Source organism: Pseudomonas sp. P8_229 (genome assembly GCF_034008635.1).
Taxonomy (GTDB): Bacteria; Pseudomonadota; Gammaproteobacteria; order Pseudomonadales; family Pseudomonadaceae; genus Aquipseudomonas.
The window spans coordinates 3449420-3465870 of the sequence record NZ_CP125378.1 but is presented as its reverse complement, the minus strand read 5'-3'; the positions used below and the strand labels follow the sequence as shown (position 1 = coordinate 3465870).

Below are 16451 nucleotides of genomic sequence, written 5' to 3'. Positions count from 1 at the left end.
CATGCAAACTCGTGACGATATTTTCAACACCCTGCGCGATGCCTTGGTCGAGCTGTTCGAACTGGATCCGGCGCGCATCAGTCTGGAGTCCAACCTGTATCAGGATCTGGAAATCGACAGCATCGACGCGGTCGATCTGATCGATCACATCAAACGCCAGACCGGCAAGAAAATCGCCGCCGAAGAATTCAAGTCGGTGCGCACCGTCGGTGACGTGGTCGAGGCGGTCTACCGTCTGGTTCAACCGGCCGCATGAGCCGATTGATCGGCCTCGGCCTGCTGCTGGCGGGCCTGCTGTACCCCTTTGCGGTGTATTTCGGCATGGAGCACTTCGCCCCGTGGCAGTTCGGGCTGCTGCTGGGCAGCCTGTGGCTGGCCCGCGCGCTGACGGGCGAGCGCAAGCCCGGCAGCCTGTGGATGGCCGGCGTGGCGATCGGGTTCTGCCTGTTGCTGGCACTGTTCGACAGCCCGCTGTTACTGCGCTGGTACCCGGTGCTGATCAGCGGCTTCATGTTGGTGCTGTTCAGCCTGAGCCTGAAATACGGCCCGCCGATGGTCGAGCGCCTGGCGCGGATCCGTGAGCCGCAACTGCCGCCCGAGGCGATCCGCTACACCCGCCAGGTCACCATGGCCTGGAGCGTGTTTTTCTTCTGCAACGGTTTGTGCGCCGCCCTCCTGACCCTGTGGGCGCCGCTGCATTGGTGGATGTTGTACACCGGCCTGATCTCCTATGGATTGATCGGCCTGATGTTTGCCATTGAATGGCTGATACGACAACGGGTAAGAGGCCGTAAATGAACTGGATAAAACTTGAGCACCTGTTGCTCAAGGCTGCGCCGGCGCGGGCAATCAGCCACGCACCGGCACTCGATCACGCGCAACTGTGCGAACAGGCGTTGAGCGTTGCCGCCGGTCTGCAAGCGCAGGGCGTGAAGCGCCTGGCTGTGCATCTGGAAGATGCCGCCGAACTGGCCATCGCTTTGCTGGGCGCATGGCGCGCTGGCGTCAGCGTTCTGCTGCCTGCGGATCTGCAGCCACAAACCCGCCAGCGCTGGTCCGCTGAAGTCGATCTGTGGCTGACGGATCAAGCCGGTGACACGCAACTGAACGACGTTCAGCAACCGCCACTGCCCGGCGCCGAACTGGATCTCGACCAGTGCCGTCTGAGCCTGTGCACGTCCGGCTCCAGCGGCGAGCCCAAGCGCATCGACAAATCCCTGCGCCAACTGGCCAACGAAGTCGAAGCGCTGGAGCAGTTGTGGGGCGCGGACCTCGGCGAGGCCTGCATCATCGGCAGCGTTGCCACCCAGCATATCTATGGCTTGCTGTTTCGCGTGCTGTGGCCTTTGTGCGCCGGGCGCCCGTTTGTGCGCAAACAGCTGGCGTTTCCCGAAGACTTGCAGCGTGCCAGCCGCGAGTATCCGGCCTTTGCCTGGGTCGCCAGCCCGGCGCTGCTCAAGCGTATGGGTGACAACCTCGACTGGCCGGCCCTCAGTGCCGTGCGCCGGGTGTTTTCCTCCGGCGGCGCGTTGCCGCTTGAAGCCGCGCACAGCCTGCAGCAACGTTTGCAGCAGTGGCCGACGGAAATCCTCGGCAGTTCGGAAACCGGTGGCATCGCCTGGCGTCAAGGTGCCAGCCTGTGGCAGCCATTCGCCGGGGTTGAGCTGAGCCAGGACAGCGACGGCGCGCTGCTGATCGCATCTCCCTATCTGCCGACCGGGCATGTCGAACACACCGCCGATGCCGCACGCATCGCCGCCGACGGCCGTTTCGAATTGCTGGGGCGGCTGGACCGCATCGTCAAGCTCGAAGAAAAGCGCATTTCCCTGCCGATGCTGGAGCAGGCGCTGGTCGCTCACGACTGGGTCGCCGAAGCACGGCTGGGCGTGGTTCAGGAAAACCGCGCGGTCCTTGGGGCACTGCTGGTGCTCAGCGAGGAAGGTCTGTTCGCCTTGCGCGAACAGGGCCGCCGCAACCTGACTGAAGCCCTGCGCAAACACTTGAGCGAGCATTGCGAAGCCCTGGCCTTGCCTCGGCGCTGGCGTCTGGTGCGGCAACTGCCGCTGAACAGCCAGGGCAAGCTGCCGCAGGCTGACATCGAAGCACTGCTGCTGGCGCCACGGCCTAAGGCCCCGGAAGTGCTGGAGAAGGTCGAAACCGATGGCGAGTGGAGCCTGCAACTGGCGGTGCCAGCGGATCTGGCCTATTTCAGCGGCCACTTTCCCAAGGCCCCGGTGCTGCCGGGTGTGGTGCAAGTCGAATGGGCGCTGAAACTTGGTCAGCAATTGCTGAACCTGCCCGGCAAATTTGCCGGCATGGAAGTGCTGAAATTCCAGCAACTGGTGCGCCCCGGCGATGAAATCCAGCTGCACCTGCGCTTCGACTCTGAGCGCGGCAAGCTGTATTTCGCTTATCGCAATGACACGGCGACGTGCTCAAGTGGCCGGATTCTTTTGGGTGTAGAGCATGATTGACCCTGGTGAGTGCTGCGCACTCAATCGCGAGCAGGCTCACTCCCACAGGAACCGCGATCTCATGTGGGAGCGAGCCTGCTCGCGAAGCAGTCACTGCAGTCTTCCTGTGGAGAATCGGTATGCATAACCCTTGCGCCGTGATTCCGGTCTACAACCACGAAACCGCGATCACTACCGTGGTCGATGCCCTGCTCACCCAAAACCTGCCGTGCATTCTGGTAGACGATGCCAGCACACCCTCCTGCGCGAAGGTGCTGGATGCGCTGGCCGAGCGCGATAACGTGCACTTGGTGCGCCTGACCCTCAATCAGGGCAAGGGCGGTGCGGTGATGACCGGCCTGCGTGAAGCGGCGCGCCTGGGGTTCAGCCATGCCTTGCAGGTCGACGCCGATGGCCAGCACGACTTGCACGACGTCGCCCGCTTCGTCGAAGAATCCCGCGCCCATCCGGACGCGTTGATCTGCGGTTATCCACTGTTCGACGACAGCGTGCCCAAGGGTCGTCTGTATGCGCGCTACCTGACCCACGTGATGGTCTGGATCAACACGCTGTCGCTGCAGATCCGCGATTCGATGTGCGGCTTTCGCGTGTATCCGCTGGCGCCGACCCTGGCGCTGATCGACTCGGCTCGGGTCGGCAAGCGCATGGATTTCGACTCGGACATTCTGGTGCGCCTGTCGTGGCGCAATCAGCCGATGCGCTGGCGGCAAACCAGCGTGCATTACCCGCTGGACGGCGTGTCGCACTTCCGTCTGTTCCATGACAACGCGCTGATTTCCAGCATGCACACCCGGTTGTTCTTCGGCATGCTGCTGCGCCTGCCGCTGATCCTCTGGCGCCGGTGGCGAACATGAGCGTCGAGACCGACAAGAAGCACTGGGCCGACCGCGAAGAACGCGGCAGTTTCCTGCTGATGAAATTCACCGCATTCGCCGCCAAGGTTCTTGGCCGGCGCCTGCTCAGTCCGTTGCTGTACGGCATCGTCCTGTATTTTTTCCTGTTCGGCCGCACTGCTCGGCGCAGTGCCTGGCAATACCAGCAACGTCTGGCCGACTGGAGCCAGCGCGTCGATCTGCGCCCAAGCCTCTGGCGGGTGTTCGCTCAATTCATGGCGTTCGCCGATTCGCTGCTCGACAAGCTCGACGTATGGAACGGCAAGATCCGCATCGAGCAGATCGAAATCATCGACCCGGCACTCCTGCGCAATCAGTTGCGTGGCAGTCGCGGGCAACTGCTGGTCGGCGCGCACCTGGGCAACCTTGAAGTCTGTCGAGCGCTGGCGGAGATCGGTGAAAAGGTCACCATGAACGTGCTGGTGCACACCAAGCATGCCGAGCAGTTCAACCGTCTGCTGGGCGAGGCCGGGGCGACCAATCTGCGCCTGATTCAGGTCAGCGAACTGGACCCGGTGATCATGTTGCAACTGCACGAACGCCTGGAACGCGGCGAGTGGCTGGCGATTGCCGGCGACCGCGTGCCACTGCACGGAGGGCGCAGCGTCACCGTCGACTTTCTCGGCCACCCGGCACCGTTCCCGCAGGGGCCGTGGCTGCTGGCCGGTTTGCTGAAATGCCCGGTCAATCTGCTGATGTGCCTGAAGCAACCGGACGGTCACTATCGCCTGACCCTCGAACCGTTCGCCGACAGCGTGGTGTGGACACGCCGCGAGCGCGAGCAGGTCATTCATCAGTGGGCCACCCGCTATGCGCAGCGTCTGAGTCACTATTGCCTCGAAGCCCCGCACCAATGGTTCAACTTTTACCCTTTCTGGAAGACCGATGACGACGCCAACCCATGAGCCGGTAACCTTCGGCGAACGCCCTTTGCGCATCGAAGACGTGCTGGCCCTGGCCAACCGTCAGGCGCCCGTGCAGTTGCAGAGCGACGCCGATTACCGCGAGCGCATCGCCAAGGGCGCGCGGTTTCTCGACTCGCTGCTGGACAAGGAAGGCGTGATCTATGGCGTGACCACCGGTTACGGCGACTCCTGCGTGGTCGCGGTGCCGCTGCATCACGTCGAGGCGCTGCCGCGTCATCTGTACACCTTCCACGGTTGCGGACTGGGCAAACTGCTCGACGCCCAGGCCACCCGCGCCGTGCTGGCCGCGCGTTTGCAGTCGCTGTGCCACGGCGTGTCCGGGGTGCGCATTGAACTGCTGGAGCGCCTGCACGCGTTCCTCGAACACGACATCCTGCCGCTGATCCCCGAAGAAGGCTCGGTCGGCGCCAGCGGCGATCTGACGCCGCTGTCCTACGTCGCCGCGACCCTGTCGGGCGAGCGCGAAGTGATGTTCCGCGGCGAACGCCGGCAAGCGGCCGACGTGCATCGCGAACTCGGCTGGACGCCGCTGGTGCTGCGCCCGAAAGAAGCGCTGGCCTTGATGAACGGCACGGCGGTAATGACCGGCCTCGCCTGCCTCGCCTACGCTCGGGCCGACTATCTGCTGCAACTGGCCACACGCATCACCGCGCTCAACGTGGTCGCGCTACAAGGCAATCCGGAACACTTCGACGAGCGCCTGTTCGCTGCCAAACCGCACCCGGGGCAGATGCAAGTCGCCGCGTGGCTGCGCAAGGATCTGGCGATCGACGCCCCGACCGCACCGCTGCATCGCCTACAGGATCGCTACTCGCTGCGTTGTGCCCCGCACGTGCTCGGTGTGCTGGCCGACAGCCTGAACTGGCTGCGCTCGTTCATCGAAACCGAACTCAACAGCGCCAATGACAACCCGATCATCGACGCCGAAGCCGAGCGCGTGCTGCACGGCGGACACTTCTACGGCGGCCACATCGCGTTCGCCATGGACAGCCTGAAAAACCTCGTGGCCAACGTCGCCGACCTGCTCGACCGGCAACTCGCGCTGCTGGTCGACGAGCGCTACAACCACGGTTTGCCGAGCAACCTGTCCGGTGCCCCGGCGGATCGCGCGATGATCAACCACGGCTTCAAGGCCGTGCAAATCGGCACCAGCGCCTGGACCGCCGAAGCGTTGAAAAACACCATGCCCGCCAGCGTGTTCTCACGCTCGACCGAATGCCACAACCAGGACAAGGTGAGCATGGGCACCATCGCCGCCCGCGATGCGATCCGCGTGCTGGAGCTGACCGAACAGGTTGCTGCCGCCACGTTGCTCGCGGCCAATCAGGGCGTCTGGTTGCGGGGTCGCGATGAAGACGCGCGTGCGCTGCCGCCTTCGCTGGCCGCCATGCACGAAGAGCTGGCCAAGGACTTCCCGCCAGTCATCGAAGACCGGGCACTGGAAGGCGAACTGCGCCTGTGCCTGCAACGTATCGCCGAGCAACACTGGAGGCTGCATGCGTAGCGCCGGAGTGCTGCACGCCGACACGGAAATCCTCGTGCCGTTCTTCGACGTCGACACAATGCATGTGGTCTGGCACGGGCACTACGTCAAATACCTGGAAGTCGCGCGTTGCGCGCTGCTCGACCAGATCGGCCACAACTACACGCAGATGTCCGAGTCCGGCTATGCGTGGCCGATCATCGACCTGCAACTGCGGTACGTGCGTAGCGCGGTGTTCGGCCAACGCTTGAACGTGCGCGCCAGTCTGGTGGAGTGGGAGAACCGGTTGAAGATCAATTATCTGATCACTGACCTGCAGAGCGGCGAACGCCTGACTCGCGCCAGCTCGGTGCAAGTGGCGGTCGAGATCAGCAGTCGCGAGATGCAACTGGCCTCACCCAAAGTGTTCACCGATGCGGTGGAAAGGATGCTGCGATGAACCTGTTCTGCAAATGCCTTGGCGCGATGGCGCTGCTCGCTGTATCCAGCCTGGCCAACGCCTTCGACCTGCAACAGCTGAGCGAACAACTGGCGAAACCGGACGTGATCCACGGCCAGTTCATCCAGGAAAAACACCTGCGTGCCCTGCCCCAGCCGCTGCTGAGCAAGGGCAGCTTCGTCCTGGCGAAAAATCACGGCCTGCTCTGGCTGCTCAAGACCCCGCTGCAACAGGACTACCGCATCACCGCCAACGGCATTGCCCGTCGTGACAGCACCGGCTGGCAGTTGCTGCCGAACAAGAGCGCCGGAGCCGAGCAGAACCGCTTGTTTCTTGCCGTGCTGCAAGGTGACAGCAGCGGCCTGCAACGGGATTTCGAACTGGCCCTGAGCGGCGATGCGCAACAATGGAAACTGACCCTGACCCCGCGTTCGGTGCTGCTCAAGCAAGTGTTCAACCGGATCAACATCGACGGCGGTGAGCTGGTGCAGACCATCGAACTGCTGGAAACCCAGGGCGACAGCACTGTGCTGCGCATGCAGGACAGCACGGCACAGCAGCCGTTGAGCGACACGGAGCAGCATGACTTTGCCGAGTGAACGCAGGCTGCCGTGGCTGTTCCTGATCCTGCTGCTGGCGGTCGTCGCGCTGGCCGGTTGGCAGTGGCGTGACGGTGCACCGCTGTCGGCCAACCTCATGGAACTGGTGCCCGGCACCAACCCTGATGCACTCGAACTGCGCGCCGAACAGCGCATGCAGGAACCGCTCAATCGGGAAATGCTGGTGCTGGTCGGCCATGCCGATCGTCAACAAGCCGTGGCCATGGCGCAAACCTTGGGCGAGCAATGGCAGGCCAGCGGCCTGTTCGAAAAGGTTCAGTGGAATCTGCAAGCCGACCTTCCGGCCCTGCGCACGCAATTGCTGCAAGGACGATTGGCGATGCTCTCGGCGGATGACCGGCAACTGCTGACCGAGCACCCTGACGCGTTTATTCAGCAACGGGTGCAGGCACTGTTCGACCCGTTCAACGGCTTCACTCTGGTGCCGAGCCAGGATGACTGGCTGGGCCTCACCGGACGCATCCAGAACAGCCAGCCGAAGCACGGCGCGGTGCAACTGGACATTGGCAGCGGCGCACTGGTCGCCGATGCCGACGGCAAAAGCTGGGTGCTGCTGCGCGCGCGCACCACCGGCAATGCCTTCGACATGAACCTGCCGCTGAAAGTCGCGGATTTGCTCCAGCACAGTCGCGAGCAGGCGGCGAAAGCCGACGTGCAACTGCTGGCCGCCAGCGGCCTGCTCTACGCCGCCAACGGTCAGCAACAAGCCACCCGCGAAATGACCTGGGTCGGCGGCGGTGCCACCCTCGGCATTCTGCTGTTGCTGCTGTTGGCGTTTCGCCGCTGGCGGGTATTGCTGGCGTTCGTGCCGGTGCTGGTGGGCATGCTGTTCGGCGCGGTGGCCTGTGTGGCGCTGTTCGGCCACATGCACGTGATGACGCTGGTGCTTGGTTCCAGCCTGATCGGCGTGGCGGTGGATTACCCACTGCACTATCTGTCGAAAAGCTGGAGCCTCAAGCCGTGGCGCAGTTGGCCGGCCTTGCGCCTGACGCTCTCCGGGCTGACCTTGAGCCTGATCACCAGCGCCATCGGTTATCTGGCGCTGGCCTGGACGCCCTTCCCGGCCCTGACGCAGATCGCGGTGTTCTCCGCCGCCGGCTTGCTCGGCGCCTACCTGTCGGCGGTGTGCCTGTTGCCGGCCCTGCTGAAAAACGTTGAGCTGCTTCCGGCGCAATGGCCGCTACGCCTGGCCGAACGCTTGGTGACGCTGCGCGAAACCCTGCTCGAACACGTGCGCACGCCGGTGCTGCTGGCGCTGTTGATCGCGTTCTGCGCCGGCGGTCTGGTGCAGTTGCAAAGCAAGAACGACATCCGCCAGTGGGTCGGTGCGCCACAACGTCTGACCGATGAAGCGCAGACCATCGCGCGCATCACCGGCTATCAGCCGACCAGCCAGTTCTTCCTGGTGCGCGGGGCCAATCAGCAGCAATTACTGGAGCGTCAGGCCGCGTTGAGCGAGCGCCTGCAACAACTGGTCAACCTCGAAAAACTGCAAGGCTATCTGGCCCTCGATCAACTGCTCAGCCCGCCGAGCCAGCAACAGCAGGTTCGCGAGGCACTGAGCAAACTGCCGCAATTCTGGCAGCCATTGCTCGACCTCGGTGTACCGCTCGCCGCGCTGCAAAGCGAACTGCAACAGTTGCAAAACCTGCCCGCCGAGGACATCGATGCCGCGCTGGCCGGCCCCTTGGGCGAGCCTTACCGCACGCTATGGCTCGGCCCGACCGCTGACGGCGTGGCGGCGATGACCAGCCTGCAAGGCCTGAACAATCCGTCGCTGCTGCGAGTGCAGGCGCTGGACCTGCCGGGGGTGATGCTGGTCGATCGGCTCGGCGAGTTGAACGCGGTGTTCGCCGCCACCCAGATCAGCGCCGCCGAACTGAAACTCGCCTCCTGCGTGTTGATCGTGCTGGTACTGATCGTGCCGTTCGGCTTCGGTGGCGCACTGCGCATCGTCGCCCTGCCGCTGCTGGCGGCACTGTGCAGCCTCGCCAGCCTCGGCTGGCTCGGCCAGCCGCTGACCCTGTTCAGCCTGTTCGGCCTGCTACTGGTGACGGCGATCAGCGTCGATTACGCGATCCTTATGCGCGAGCAGGTCGGCGGTGCCGCTGTCAGCCTGCTGGGCACCTTGCTGGCGGCGCTGACGACGTGGCTGTCATTCGGTCTGCTGGCGGTCTCCAGCACGCCGGCGGTGAGCAACTTCGGCCTGGCGGTGAGCCTCGGACTGGCCTTCAGCTTCATCCTCGCACCGTGGGCCGGACGTCACGCCCACAGCGCCACCGTCGCGGAACCGGCAGCGTGATGGTCGTCGGCTTCTGGCTGATGGCGCTGGCGTTGTTCGCCGTAGCGACCCGCGTCGGAAGGTATTTTGGCCTGATCCCGATCGTCAGCCAGTTGCTGCTGGCAAGCTTCGGCTTGCCGCTGCTGATGTACTTCTGGATCGAACCGGGCTGGCAACTCAGCGGCGCCGAACTGATTGCGCCGGGGTGGCTGAAAGACCTCTACAGCCTGAGCTTCGCGTTGTTGCTCGGGCACATCCTCAGCGATGTGATCGATCTGCGTCTCGACCGCCAGAGCGTGAAAATCGCCGTACCGAGTTTTGCCGTGCCGTTCGCCTGTGGTCTGGCAGCCGCCACCTGGCTGCTGCCGGCGCAACCGTGGCTGAACTCGCTGGCGATCGGCCTGGTGTTCGCGATCACGGCGATCCCGGTGCTGTACCTGTATTTGCGCCACATCGACTACCCGCACGCTGCCACCCGGCGTCTGGTGCAGACGGCGATCCTGATCGACCTGACCTGCTGGACGCTGTTCGGTCTCGCTCAGGGCAGTCTGCATTTGAGCAGCCTGTTGCTGCCGCTCGGGTTGGCCTGCGTGCCGGTGCTGCTGCATCTGTTGCGCGTGCGTCGCCCGCTGACCTACAGCCTCGGCTTCTTCGCGCTGCTGGTGCTCGCCGAGCACTACAAACTCAACGCATTGATTTTCGGCATCGGCTACCTGTTGTGCATGGCGCTGCTGAAGGTGCCGCTGGTGTTGCCATTGCCGGCGCGGTGGATGAGCCGCTTGCAGACGTGGATCGCGATCCCGCTGATCCTCACGTTCGGCATCGTGCAGATTGACGTGCACAGCGCCCTCGCCAGCCTTGGCACGGTGCAATGGATGGCGCTGCTGCTATTGCCGATTGCCAGTAAACTGCTCGGCAACTGGCTCGGCCTGGGCTGGGCCGGCACCTCGTTCGAAGGTGCCAGCCGCTGGCGCGAAAGCGTGCTGCTGAACATCCGCGGCCTGAGCGAAATCGTCTTTCTCAACCTGTTGCTGCAACAACAGCTGATCAGCCCGGCGCTGTACCTCGCGCTGATGCTGATGGGCCTGATCGCGACGTTGTTGCCGGCCCTGATCGGCCTGCATCGCACGCCTCTGAAACACACCGCCACCGCGCCCGGGAGCTCACGTGCCAATCGTTGAAATGGAATCCCGTCAGGTCGTGATCATCGGTGCCGGCCCGTCCGGCGCCATCGCCGCCGCACTGCTCACGCGCAAGGGCCACGACGTGCTGGTGATCGAGCGCCAGCACTTCCCTCGTTTTTCCATCGGCGAAAGCCTGCTGTGTCATTGCCTGGATTTCGTCGAAGAGGCCGGCATGCTCGACGCTGTCAACGCCGCCGGCTTCCAGCGCAAGACCGGTGCTGCATTCGCCTGGGGCGAGCGCTACAGCGCCTTCGACTTCGGCGACACCTTCACCGGTGGCAAGCCGACCACGTTCCAGGTGCAACGCGCCGATTTCGATAAGCTGCTGGCTGATCAGGCGGCGCTGCAAGGTGTCGAGATCCGTTATGGCGACGCCATCGTCCGCGTTGATTTCGAGCGGGCCAAACCGCAGCTCGACGTGCTGCGCGAAGACGGCAGCGAGTACCGCATCGAAGCAGATTTCGTGCTCGACGCCAGCGGTTACGGTCGCGTGTTGTCGCGCCTGCTCGATCTGGAAGCACCGTCGAACTTCCCGCTGCGCCAGGCGGTGTTCACCCACGTCGAAGATCACATCGACAACCCGGCCTTCGACCGCGAGAAAATCCTCGTCACCACCCATCCAGAGCACCGCGACATCTGGTTCTGGACCATCCCGTTCAGCAACGGTCGCTGCTCGGTGGGCGTAGTCGCCGCCGCCGAACACTTCAAGGGTCGCGACTGCGATCTGGATGCCTGCCTGCGCAGCTTCATCGCCGAGACTCCGAGCCTCGCCGGCGTGCTGAACAACGCCGTGTGGGACACCCCGGCGCGCACCCTCGGCGGTTATGCGGCCAACGTCAAAACCCTGCACGGTCAGGGCTTTGCCCTGCTTGGCAATGCGGCGGAATTTCTCGACCCGGTGTTCTCCTCCGGCGTGACCATCGCCATGCGCTCGGCGAGCATGGCCGCCGCCGTCCTGCACCGGCAGTTGCAGGGCGAAACCGTCGACTGGCAGCGCGAGTTCGCCGAGCCGCTCAAACGCGGGGTCGATACTTTCCGCTGCTACGTCGAGGGCTGGTACGCCGGCACCTTTCAGGACGTGATTTTTTATCAAGACAGCCAGGCGGACATTCGCCGGATGATCTGCTCGATCCTCGCCGGTTACGCCTGGGATGAACGCAACCCGTTCGTCAGCGAAGCGCGCCGCCGGTTGAAGATGATTTCCGAACTCTGTGCAAAGGACGCCCCATGAATTACTTGAGCGACAGCTACGTCGAGGAAACCCGCTTCGGTTTCTGGTTCCTGCGCAGCCACACCTGGCAGCACCATGTGCTGCGCGTGGCGATCAACGACCTGCGCGGGCTGTTCAGCGAGTCGCTGCCGGCCAATCCGGTGCTGCTGGATGCCGGTTGTGGCCAGGGCAAGTCGTTCCGGCATCTGCGCCAGACCTTCGCCCCACAGCGTTTGATTGGCGTCGATGCGGATCCACACAGCCTTGAGTTGAGTGCAGCGGAAGCGGCGCGCCAGGGTGTCGACGTCGAACTGATCGGCAGCGACTGCGCGACGCTCAACGTGGCGGACGCCAGTGTCGACCTGCTGTTCTGCCACCAGACCTTTCATCATCTGGTCGAACAGGAAAAGGCCCTCGCCGAGTTCTACCGTGTGCTCAAACCGGGCGGTTATCTGCTGTTCGCCGAGTCCACCGAGGCCTACATTGATACTTGGGTGATCCGCTGGCTGTTCCGCCATCCGATGCATGTGCAGAGGAGCGCCGCGCAGTACCTGGAGATGATTCGCCAGCAGGGCTTCGAGTTCACCCAGCGCAATGTCTCGTACCCGTATCTGTGGTGGAGCCGGTCGAAGGATTTCGGCTTGCTGGAGCGGTTTGGGTTGCGCCGGCCGAAGCCGTTTGGCGAGCGCGAGGAAACGTTGGTGAATGTCGTGGCGCGCAAGCCGCTTGAAGGTGTTCTTTGATGCCACACATAACCTGTAGGAGTGAGCCTGCTCGCGAAAGCGGTGGGTCAGCCGACATGTTTTTCGAATGTGTCACCGTCATCGCGAGCAGGCTCACTCCTACAAGGTTTGGGGCGTGGCTGATGTTGGTGATATTTGCCCTGCTCAGTGCCTGCGCCAGCCAGGCCCCGCTGCCCACGAGCAATCCGACGCTGCCGCTACCGCTGCAACTGCACATCGAACGCCAGCAAGCCGAGCAACGTCAGGACTGGCTGCTGGTGATCCAGCGTGAAGGCCAAGGCATCCGCTGGTCGATGATGGACCCGCTGGGCATCCCCCAGGCGCGTCAGCAACTGATCGACGGTCGCTGGCAGGCCGACGGGCTGCTGCCGCCGAACCCGGAAGCCCGGGAGCTGTTTGCCGCGCTGCTGTTCGCCCTGACCCCCACCGGCGAGCTGCTGCGCAACTATCCCGCCGCGCAGCAACACGGTGAGCAACGCTCGCTGCCGCCGCGCTGGGCGATCCGTTATACACAACCGTTGAGTTTCGAATTGAACCTGCCCCAAGGCCCGCACTATCGGGTTTCTCCCCTCGGTGAACCGACGCCATGACCGCCTACCTCAATGCCCTCGGCGTGATTTGCGCGCTGGGCCGCGACAAGCATCAAGTCGCGCACAACCTGTTTGCCGGTGACTGCTCGGGCATGCGCCTTGAGTCCGGCTGGGTCGCCGGGCGCGAGTTGCCCGTGGCGGCGGTGCTCGGTGAGCTGGCGGCGATTCCGGCCGAACTGGCCGACCAGAGCAGCCGCAACAATCAACTGCTGCTGGAAGCCGCGCTGCAGATTCGCGCTGACATCGGCCGGGCAATCGAGACGTATGGTCGCGAGCGCATCGGCGTGGTGCTCGGCACCAGCACCTCGGGCATCGACGAAGCCAGCCGTGGTCTGGCGCACTACCTTCGCGAGCAACAGTTCCCCGTCGAGTACGACTACCGGCAACAGGAACTCGGCGCACCGGCGAATTTTCTTGCCGACTGGCTACAGCTCAGCGGCCCGGCCTACGTGATCTCCACCGCCTGCACCTCCAGCGCCCGGGCGCTGATGAGCGCGCAGCGCCTGCTCGATCTGGGTCTGTGCGATGCCGTGCTGTGCGGCGGGGTCGACAGCCTGTGCAAGCTGACGCTCAACGGTTTCAGCGCACTGGAGGCGGTGTCCGATGAGCGCTGCAATCCGTTCTCGGCCAACCGCAACGGCATCAACATCGGCGAAGCGGCGGTGTTGTTCCTGATGAGCAAGCAGCGCGGCGAGGGTCCGGCCATCGCCCTGCTCGGCGCCGGGGCCAGCTGCGACGCGCACCACATTTCCGCCCCGGAGCCGAGCGGCCGCGGCGCCCTGCAAGCAATGCACAAAGCCTTGAGCCGCGCACAGCTGCAAGCTACGCAAATCAGTTACCTGAACCTGCACGGCACGGCGACCCAGCACAACGACGCGATGGAAAGCCTGGCGGTCGCCACGCTGTTCCCGGACGGTGTGGCCTGCTCGTCGACCAAGCCGATGACCGGTCACACCCTCGGCGCGGCAGGTGCGCTGGAAGCGGCGTTCTGCTGGCTGAGCCTGAGCGCCGACAATCCGCAGCAGGCCTTGCCGCCGCACGTCTGGGACGCACAGCCCGATCCCGACCTGCCAGCCCTGCACTGGGTGACCGCGAACGAACGCCTGTCGTCCATTGCACCGCGCTACCTGATGAGCAACTCGTTTGCCTTCGGGGGCAACAACGTCAGCCTGATTATCGGAGACGCCCCATGACCGACTGGCCGCTCGCCGAACTGCTGCCGCACGCTGGCGACATGATTCTGATCGATCGCATCCTCAGTTTCGACGATGAGCAGATCCATACCCGCCTCACGATCAAGCCCGACGGCTTGTTCAGCCTGCCCGATGGCAGCCTGCCGGCGTGGGTCGGCGTTGAGCTGATGGCGCAAAGCGTCGCCGCGTTCGCCGGTTGCCACGCGCGGCAGAAGGGCAACCCGGTGGAGCTGGGTTTCCTGCTCGGCACACGTAAATTCGAGTGCAACGTCGAGGCCTTCCCTGCCGGCTGCGAACTGACCATCCACGGCATCCGCTCGCTGGAAGACGACAACGGCATGGGCGTGTTCGAATGTCACATCCACGGGCCCGGCATCGAGGCCAGCGCCCGGTTGAATGTCTTTCGCCCGCCCCAGCCCAGCCAATATCTTGAACAAAACAAGGAGTCGAACGATGACTGAATCCGTACTGGTCACCGGCTCCAGCCGTGGCATCGGCCGCGCCATCGCCTTGCGCCTGGCGCAGGCCGGACATGACATCGTCCTGCATTGCCGCAGCGGCTTGACTGAAGCGCAAGCCGTTCAGGCCGAAATCGAAGCGCTGGGCCGCAACGCACGCATTCTGCAATTCGACGTCGCCGACCGCGAAACCTGCAAAACCATCCTCGAAGCCGACGTCGAAACCCACGGTGCCTATTACGGCGTGGTGCTCAACGCCGGACTGACCCGCGACGGTGCGTTTCCGGCGCTGAGCGATGACGATTGGGACGTGGTGCTGCGCACCAACCTCGACGGTTTCTACAACGTCCTGCACCCGGTGATGATGCCGATGATCCGTCGTCGCGCCGCTGGTCGGATCGTCTGTATCACCTCGGTGTCGGGGTTGATCGGCAACCGTGGCCAAGTCAACTACAGCGCCTCCAAGGCCGGCGTGATCGGCGCCGCGAAAGCGTTGGCGATCGAGCTGGGCAAGCGCAAAATCACGGTTAACTGCGTCGCACCGGGCCTGATCGACACGGCGATGCTGGATGAAAACGTGCCGGTGGAAGAACTGATGAAAATGATCCCCGCACAACGCATGGGCACCCCGGAAGAGGTGGCCAGTGCGGTGAATTTCCTGATGTCGGCGGAAGCCTCGTACATCACCCGCCAGGTCCTGGCGGTCAACGGAGGCCTGTGCTGATGAAGCGCGTCGTCGTCACCGGCATGGCCGGCATCACCTCGCTGGGCAGCGACTGGCAGACCATCGCCGGCAACTTCGCGGCCAACCGCAGCGGCATCCGCCGGATGGACGAGTGGGACCGCTTCAGCGAACTCAACACCCGTCTGGCCGGGCCGATCGATGACTTCGTCGTCCCGGCGCACTGGACCCGCAAGCAACTGCGCAGCATGGGCCGGGTCTCGCGGCTGGCCGTAGGTGCGGCAGAACAGGCACTGGCCGACGCCGGCCTGCTTGGCGACGCAATGATCAAGGACGGGCGCATGGGCGTGGCCTGCGGCTCATCCACCGGCAGCACCGACGAGATCAAGGCATTCGGCAACATGCTGCTCAATTCGGTGGCCGAGGGCCTCAACGCCAACTCCTACGTGCGAATGATGCCGCACACCACCGCCGCCAACATCAGCATCTTCTTCGGCCTCACCGGGCGTCTGATCCCGACGTCCAGCGCCTGCACCAGCGGCAGCCAGGGCATCGGTTATGCCTATGAGGCGATCAAGTTCGGACGGCTGCCGCTGATGCTCGCCGGCGGCGCCGAAGAGCTGTGCCCGACCGAAGCGATGGTCTTCGACGCGCTCTACGCCACCAGCCTGAAAAACGACGCGCCGCAAACCAGCCCACGCCCGTACGACAAGGGCCGCGACGGCCTGGTGATCGGCGAAGGCGGCGGCATGCTGGTGCTTGAAGAGCTGGAACACGCTCTGGCTCGCGGGGCGCGGATCCATGCGGAAATTGTCGGCTTCGGCAGCAACGCCGACGGCCAACACACCACCCGCCCCGAACAGATCACCATGCGCCGCGCCATGGAGCTGGCGCTGGAAGACGCCGGGCTCACGCCGGATGCAATCGGTTACGTAAATGGTCACGGCACCGCTACAGAACAGGGCGACATTGCCGAAACACTGGCAACCAGCAGCTTGTTCGGCGAACGTATGCCGATCAGCTCGCAGAAGAGTTTCCTCGGCCACACGCTCGGGGCCTGCGGCGCGCTGGAGTCGTGGTTCAGCATCGAAATGCTCAACCGTGACCTGTACGTGCACACGCTCAACCTCGACGAGGTCGATCCGCACTGCGGCAAACTCGATTACCTGCGCGGCGAATTCCGCCAGATGCATCACGAGTATGTGATGAACAACAATTTCGCTTTTGGTGGCGTCAACACCTCGTTGATTTTCCGCCGCTGGCACTGACCGCAAT

General features: G+C 64.0%; 17 protein-coding genes. All 17 read left to right on the top strand.

The window, feature by feature from the left end; translation table 11 throughout:
- Position 1: 1 nt before the first annotated feature.
- The 17 genes from QMK55_RS15725 to QMK55_RS15645 all read left to right on the top strand — a co-directional run bounded on the left by QMK55_RS15725 (position 2) and on the right by QMK55_RS15645 (position 16444).
- Entirely contained in the window at positions 2-256 is a 255-nt protein-coding gene (locus tag QMK55_RS15725; protein WP_003220947.1) for an acyl carrier protein, read from the top strand.
- On the top strand, positions 253-798 hold the full coding sequence (locus tag QMK55_RS15720; RefSeq protein ID WP_102355591.1) for a hypothetical protein: 546 nt from the start codon (positions 253-255) through the stop codon (positions 796-798). The genes QMK55_RS15725 and QMK55_RS15720 overlap by 4 nt, the downstream gene beginning before the upstream one ends.
- Positions 795-2474, top strand: coding sequence for an AMP-binding protein (locus tag QMK55_RS15715; protein WP_320329523.1), 1680 nt, complete (start codon positions 795-797; stop codon positions 2472-2474). Before QMK55_RS15720 ends, QMK55_RS15715 begins: the two co-directional genes overlap by 4 nt.
- A gap of 119 nt (positions 2475-2593) precedes the next feature.
- Positions 2594-3328 carry a glycosyltransferase family 2 protein gene (locus QMK55_RS15710; RefSeq protein ID WP_320329522.1) on the top strand — a complete coding sequence of 245 codons (735 nt, stop codon included), beginning with the start codon at positions 2594-2596 and terminating at the stop codon, positions 3326-3328.
- Positions 3325-4272, top strand: coding sequence for a glycosyl transferase (locus QMK55_RS15705; RefSeq protein ID WP_102355594.1), 948 nt, complete (start codon positions 3325-3327; stop codon positions 4270-4272). Before QMK55_RS15710 ends, QMK55_RS15705 begins: the two co-directional genes overlap by 4 nt.
- Positions 4253-5797, top strand: coding sequence for an HAL/PAL/TAL family ammonia-lyase (locus tag QMK55_RS15700; RefSeq protein WP_102355595.1), 1545 nt, complete (start codon positions 4253-4255; stop codon positions 5795-5797). The genes QMK55_RS15705 and QMK55_RS15700 overlap by 20 nt, the downstream gene beginning before the upstream one ends.
- Entirely contained in the window at positions 5790-6215 is a 426-nt protein-coding gene (locus QMK55_RS15695; RefSeq protein WP_102355596.1) for an acyl-CoA thioesterase, read from the top strand. Before QMK55_RS15700 ends, QMK55_RS15695 begins: the two co-directional genes overlap by 8 nt.
- Positions 6212-6814, top strand: coding sequence for an outer membrane lipoprotein carrier protein LolA (locus QMK55_RS15690; protein ID WP_102355597.1), 603 nt, complete (start codon positions 6212-6214; stop codon positions 6812-6814). The genes QMK55_RS15695 and QMK55_RS15690 overlap by 4 nt, the downstream gene beginning before the upstream one ends.
- The gene (locus QMK55_RS15685) at positions 6798-9137 is read left to right on the top strand and encodes an MMPL family transporter (RefSeq protein WP_320329521.1); all 2340 of its coding nucleotides are present in this window, start codon (positions 6798-6800) and stop codon (positions 9135-9137) included. The genes QMK55_RS15690 and QMK55_RS15685 overlap by 17 nt, the downstream gene beginning before the upstream one ends.
- Positions 9134-10297: a sodium:proton antiporter gene (locus QMK55_RS15680; protein ID WP_320329520.1), complete on the top strand. Its 1164-nt coding sequence runs from the start codon at positions 9134-9136 to the stop codon at positions 10295-10297. Before QMK55_RS15685 ends, QMK55_RS15680 begins: the two co-directional genes overlap by 4 nt.
- Positions 10284-11531 carry an NAD(P)/FAD-dependent oxidoreductase gene (locus QMK55_RS15675; RefSeq protein ID WP_102355600.1) on the top strand — a complete coding sequence of 416 codons (1248 nt, stop codon included), beginning with the start codon at positions 10284-10286 and terminating at the stop codon, positions 11529-11531. Before QMK55_RS15680 ends, QMK55_RS15675 begins: the two co-directional genes overlap by 14 nt.
- Complete coding sequence (locus QMK55_RS15670; RefSeq protein WP_320329519.1) at positions 11528-12253, top strand: class I SAM-dependent methyltransferase; 726 nt, start codon at positions 11528-11530, stop codon at positions 12251-12253. The genes QMK55_RS15675 and QMK55_RS15670 overlap by 4 nt, the downstream gene beginning before the upstream one ends.
- Entirely contained in the window at positions 12253-12843 is a 591-nt protein-coding gene (locus QMK55_RS15665) for a hypothetical protein (RefSeq protein WP_413787272.1), read from the top strand. The genes QMK55_RS15670 and QMK55_RS15665 overlap by 1 nt, the downstream gene beginning before the upstream one ends.
- Entirely contained in the window at positions 12840-14036 is a 1197-nt protein-coding gene (locus QMK55_RS15660; RefSeq protein ID WP_320329517.1) for a beta-ketoacyl-[acyl-carrier-protein] synthase family protein, read from the top strand. Before QMK55_RS15665 ends, QMK55_RS15660 begins: the two co-directional genes overlap by 4 nt.
- Positions 14033-14497, top strand: coding sequence for a hotdog family protein (locus tag QMK55_RS15655; RefSeq protein ID WP_102355604.1), 465 nt, complete (start codon positions 14033-14035; stop codon positions 14495-14497). Before QMK55_RS15660 ends, QMK55_RS15655 begins: the two co-directional genes overlap by 4 nt.
- Positions 14490-15218 carry a 3-oxoacyl-ACP reductase FabG gene (gene fabG / locus QMK55_RS15650; RefSeq protein ID WP_102355605.1) on the top strand — a complete coding sequence of 243 codons (729 nt, stop codon included), beginning with the start codon at positions 14490-14492 and terminating at the stop codon, positions 15216-15218. The genes QMK55_RS15655 and fabG overlap by 8 nt, the downstream gene beginning before the upstream one ends.
- Entirely contained in the window at positions 15218-16444 is a 1227-nt protein-coding gene (locus tag QMK55_RS15645) for a beta-ketoacyl-ACP synthase (protein ID WP_320329516.1), read from the top strand. Before fabG ends, QMK55_RS15645 begins: the two co-directional genes overlap by 1 nt.
- The last annotated feature ends 7 nt before the right edge of the window (positions 16445-16451 follow it).

Excerpts from the sequence above, each read along its gene's own strand:
- QMK55_RS15725 (WP_003220947.1), top strand. The coding sequence starts at position 2 with ATGCAAACTCGTGACGATATTTTCAACACCCTGCGCGATGCCTTGGTC.
- QMK55_RS15700 (WP_102355595.1), top strand. The coding sequence starts at position 4,253 with ATGACGACGCCAACCCATGAGCCGGTAACCTTCGGCGAACGCCCTTTG.
- QMK55_RS15665 (WP_413787272.1), top strand. The coding sequence starts at position 12,253 with ATGCCACACATAACCTGTAGGAGTGAGCCTGCTCGCGAAAGCGGTGGG.
- QMK55_RS15655 (WP_102355604.1), top strand. The coding sequence starts at position 14,033 with ATGACCGACTGGCCGCTCGCCGAACTGCTGCCGCACGCTGGCGACATG.
- QMK55_RS15705 (WP_102355594.1), top strand. The coding sequence starts at position 3,325 with ATGAGCGTCGAGACCGACAAGAAGCACTGGGCCGACCGCGAAGAACGC.
- QMK55_RS15670 (WP_320329519.1), top strand. The coding sequence starts at position 11,528 with ATGAATTACTTGAGCGACAGCTACGTCGAGGAAACCCGCTTCGGTTTC.
- QMK55_RS15685 (WP_320329521.1), top strand. The coding sequence starts at position 6,798 with ATGACTTTGCCGAGTGAACGCAGGCTGCCGTGGCTGTTCCTGATCCTG.
- QMK55_RS15645 (WP_320329516.1), top strand. The coding sequence starts at position 15,218 with ATGAAGCGCGTCGTCGTCACCGGCATGGCCGGCATCACCTCGCTGGGC.
- QMK55_RS15695 (WP_102355596.1), top strand. The coding sequence starts at position 5,790 with ATGCGTAGCGCCGGAGTGCTGCACGCCGACACGGAAATCCTCGTGCCG.
- QMK55_RS15660 (WP_320329517.1), top strand. The coding sequence starts at position 12,840 with ATGACCGCCTACCTCAATGCCCTCGGCGTGATTTGCGCGCTGGGCCGC.
- QMK55_RS15720 (WP_102355591.1), top strand. The coding sequence starts at position 253 with ATGAGCCGATTGATCGGCCTCGGCCTGCTGCTGGCGGGCCTGCTGTAC.
- fabG (WP_102355605.1), top strand. The coding sequence starts at position 14,490 with ATGACTGAATCCGTACTGGTCACCGGCTCCAGCCGTGGCATCGGCCGC.
- QMK55_RS15715 (WP_320329523.1), top strand. The coding sequence starts at position 795 with ATGAACTGGATAAAACTTGAGCACCTGTTGCTCAAGGCTGCGCCGGCG.
- QMK55_RS15710 (WP_320329522.1), top strand. The coding sequence starts at position 2,594 with ATGCATAACCCTTGCGCCGTGATTCCGGTCTACAACCACGAAACCGCG.
- QMK55_RS15690 (WP_102355597.1), top strand. The coding sequence starts at position 6,212 with ATGAACCTGTTCTGCAAATGCCTTGGCGCGATGGCGCTGCTCGCTGTA.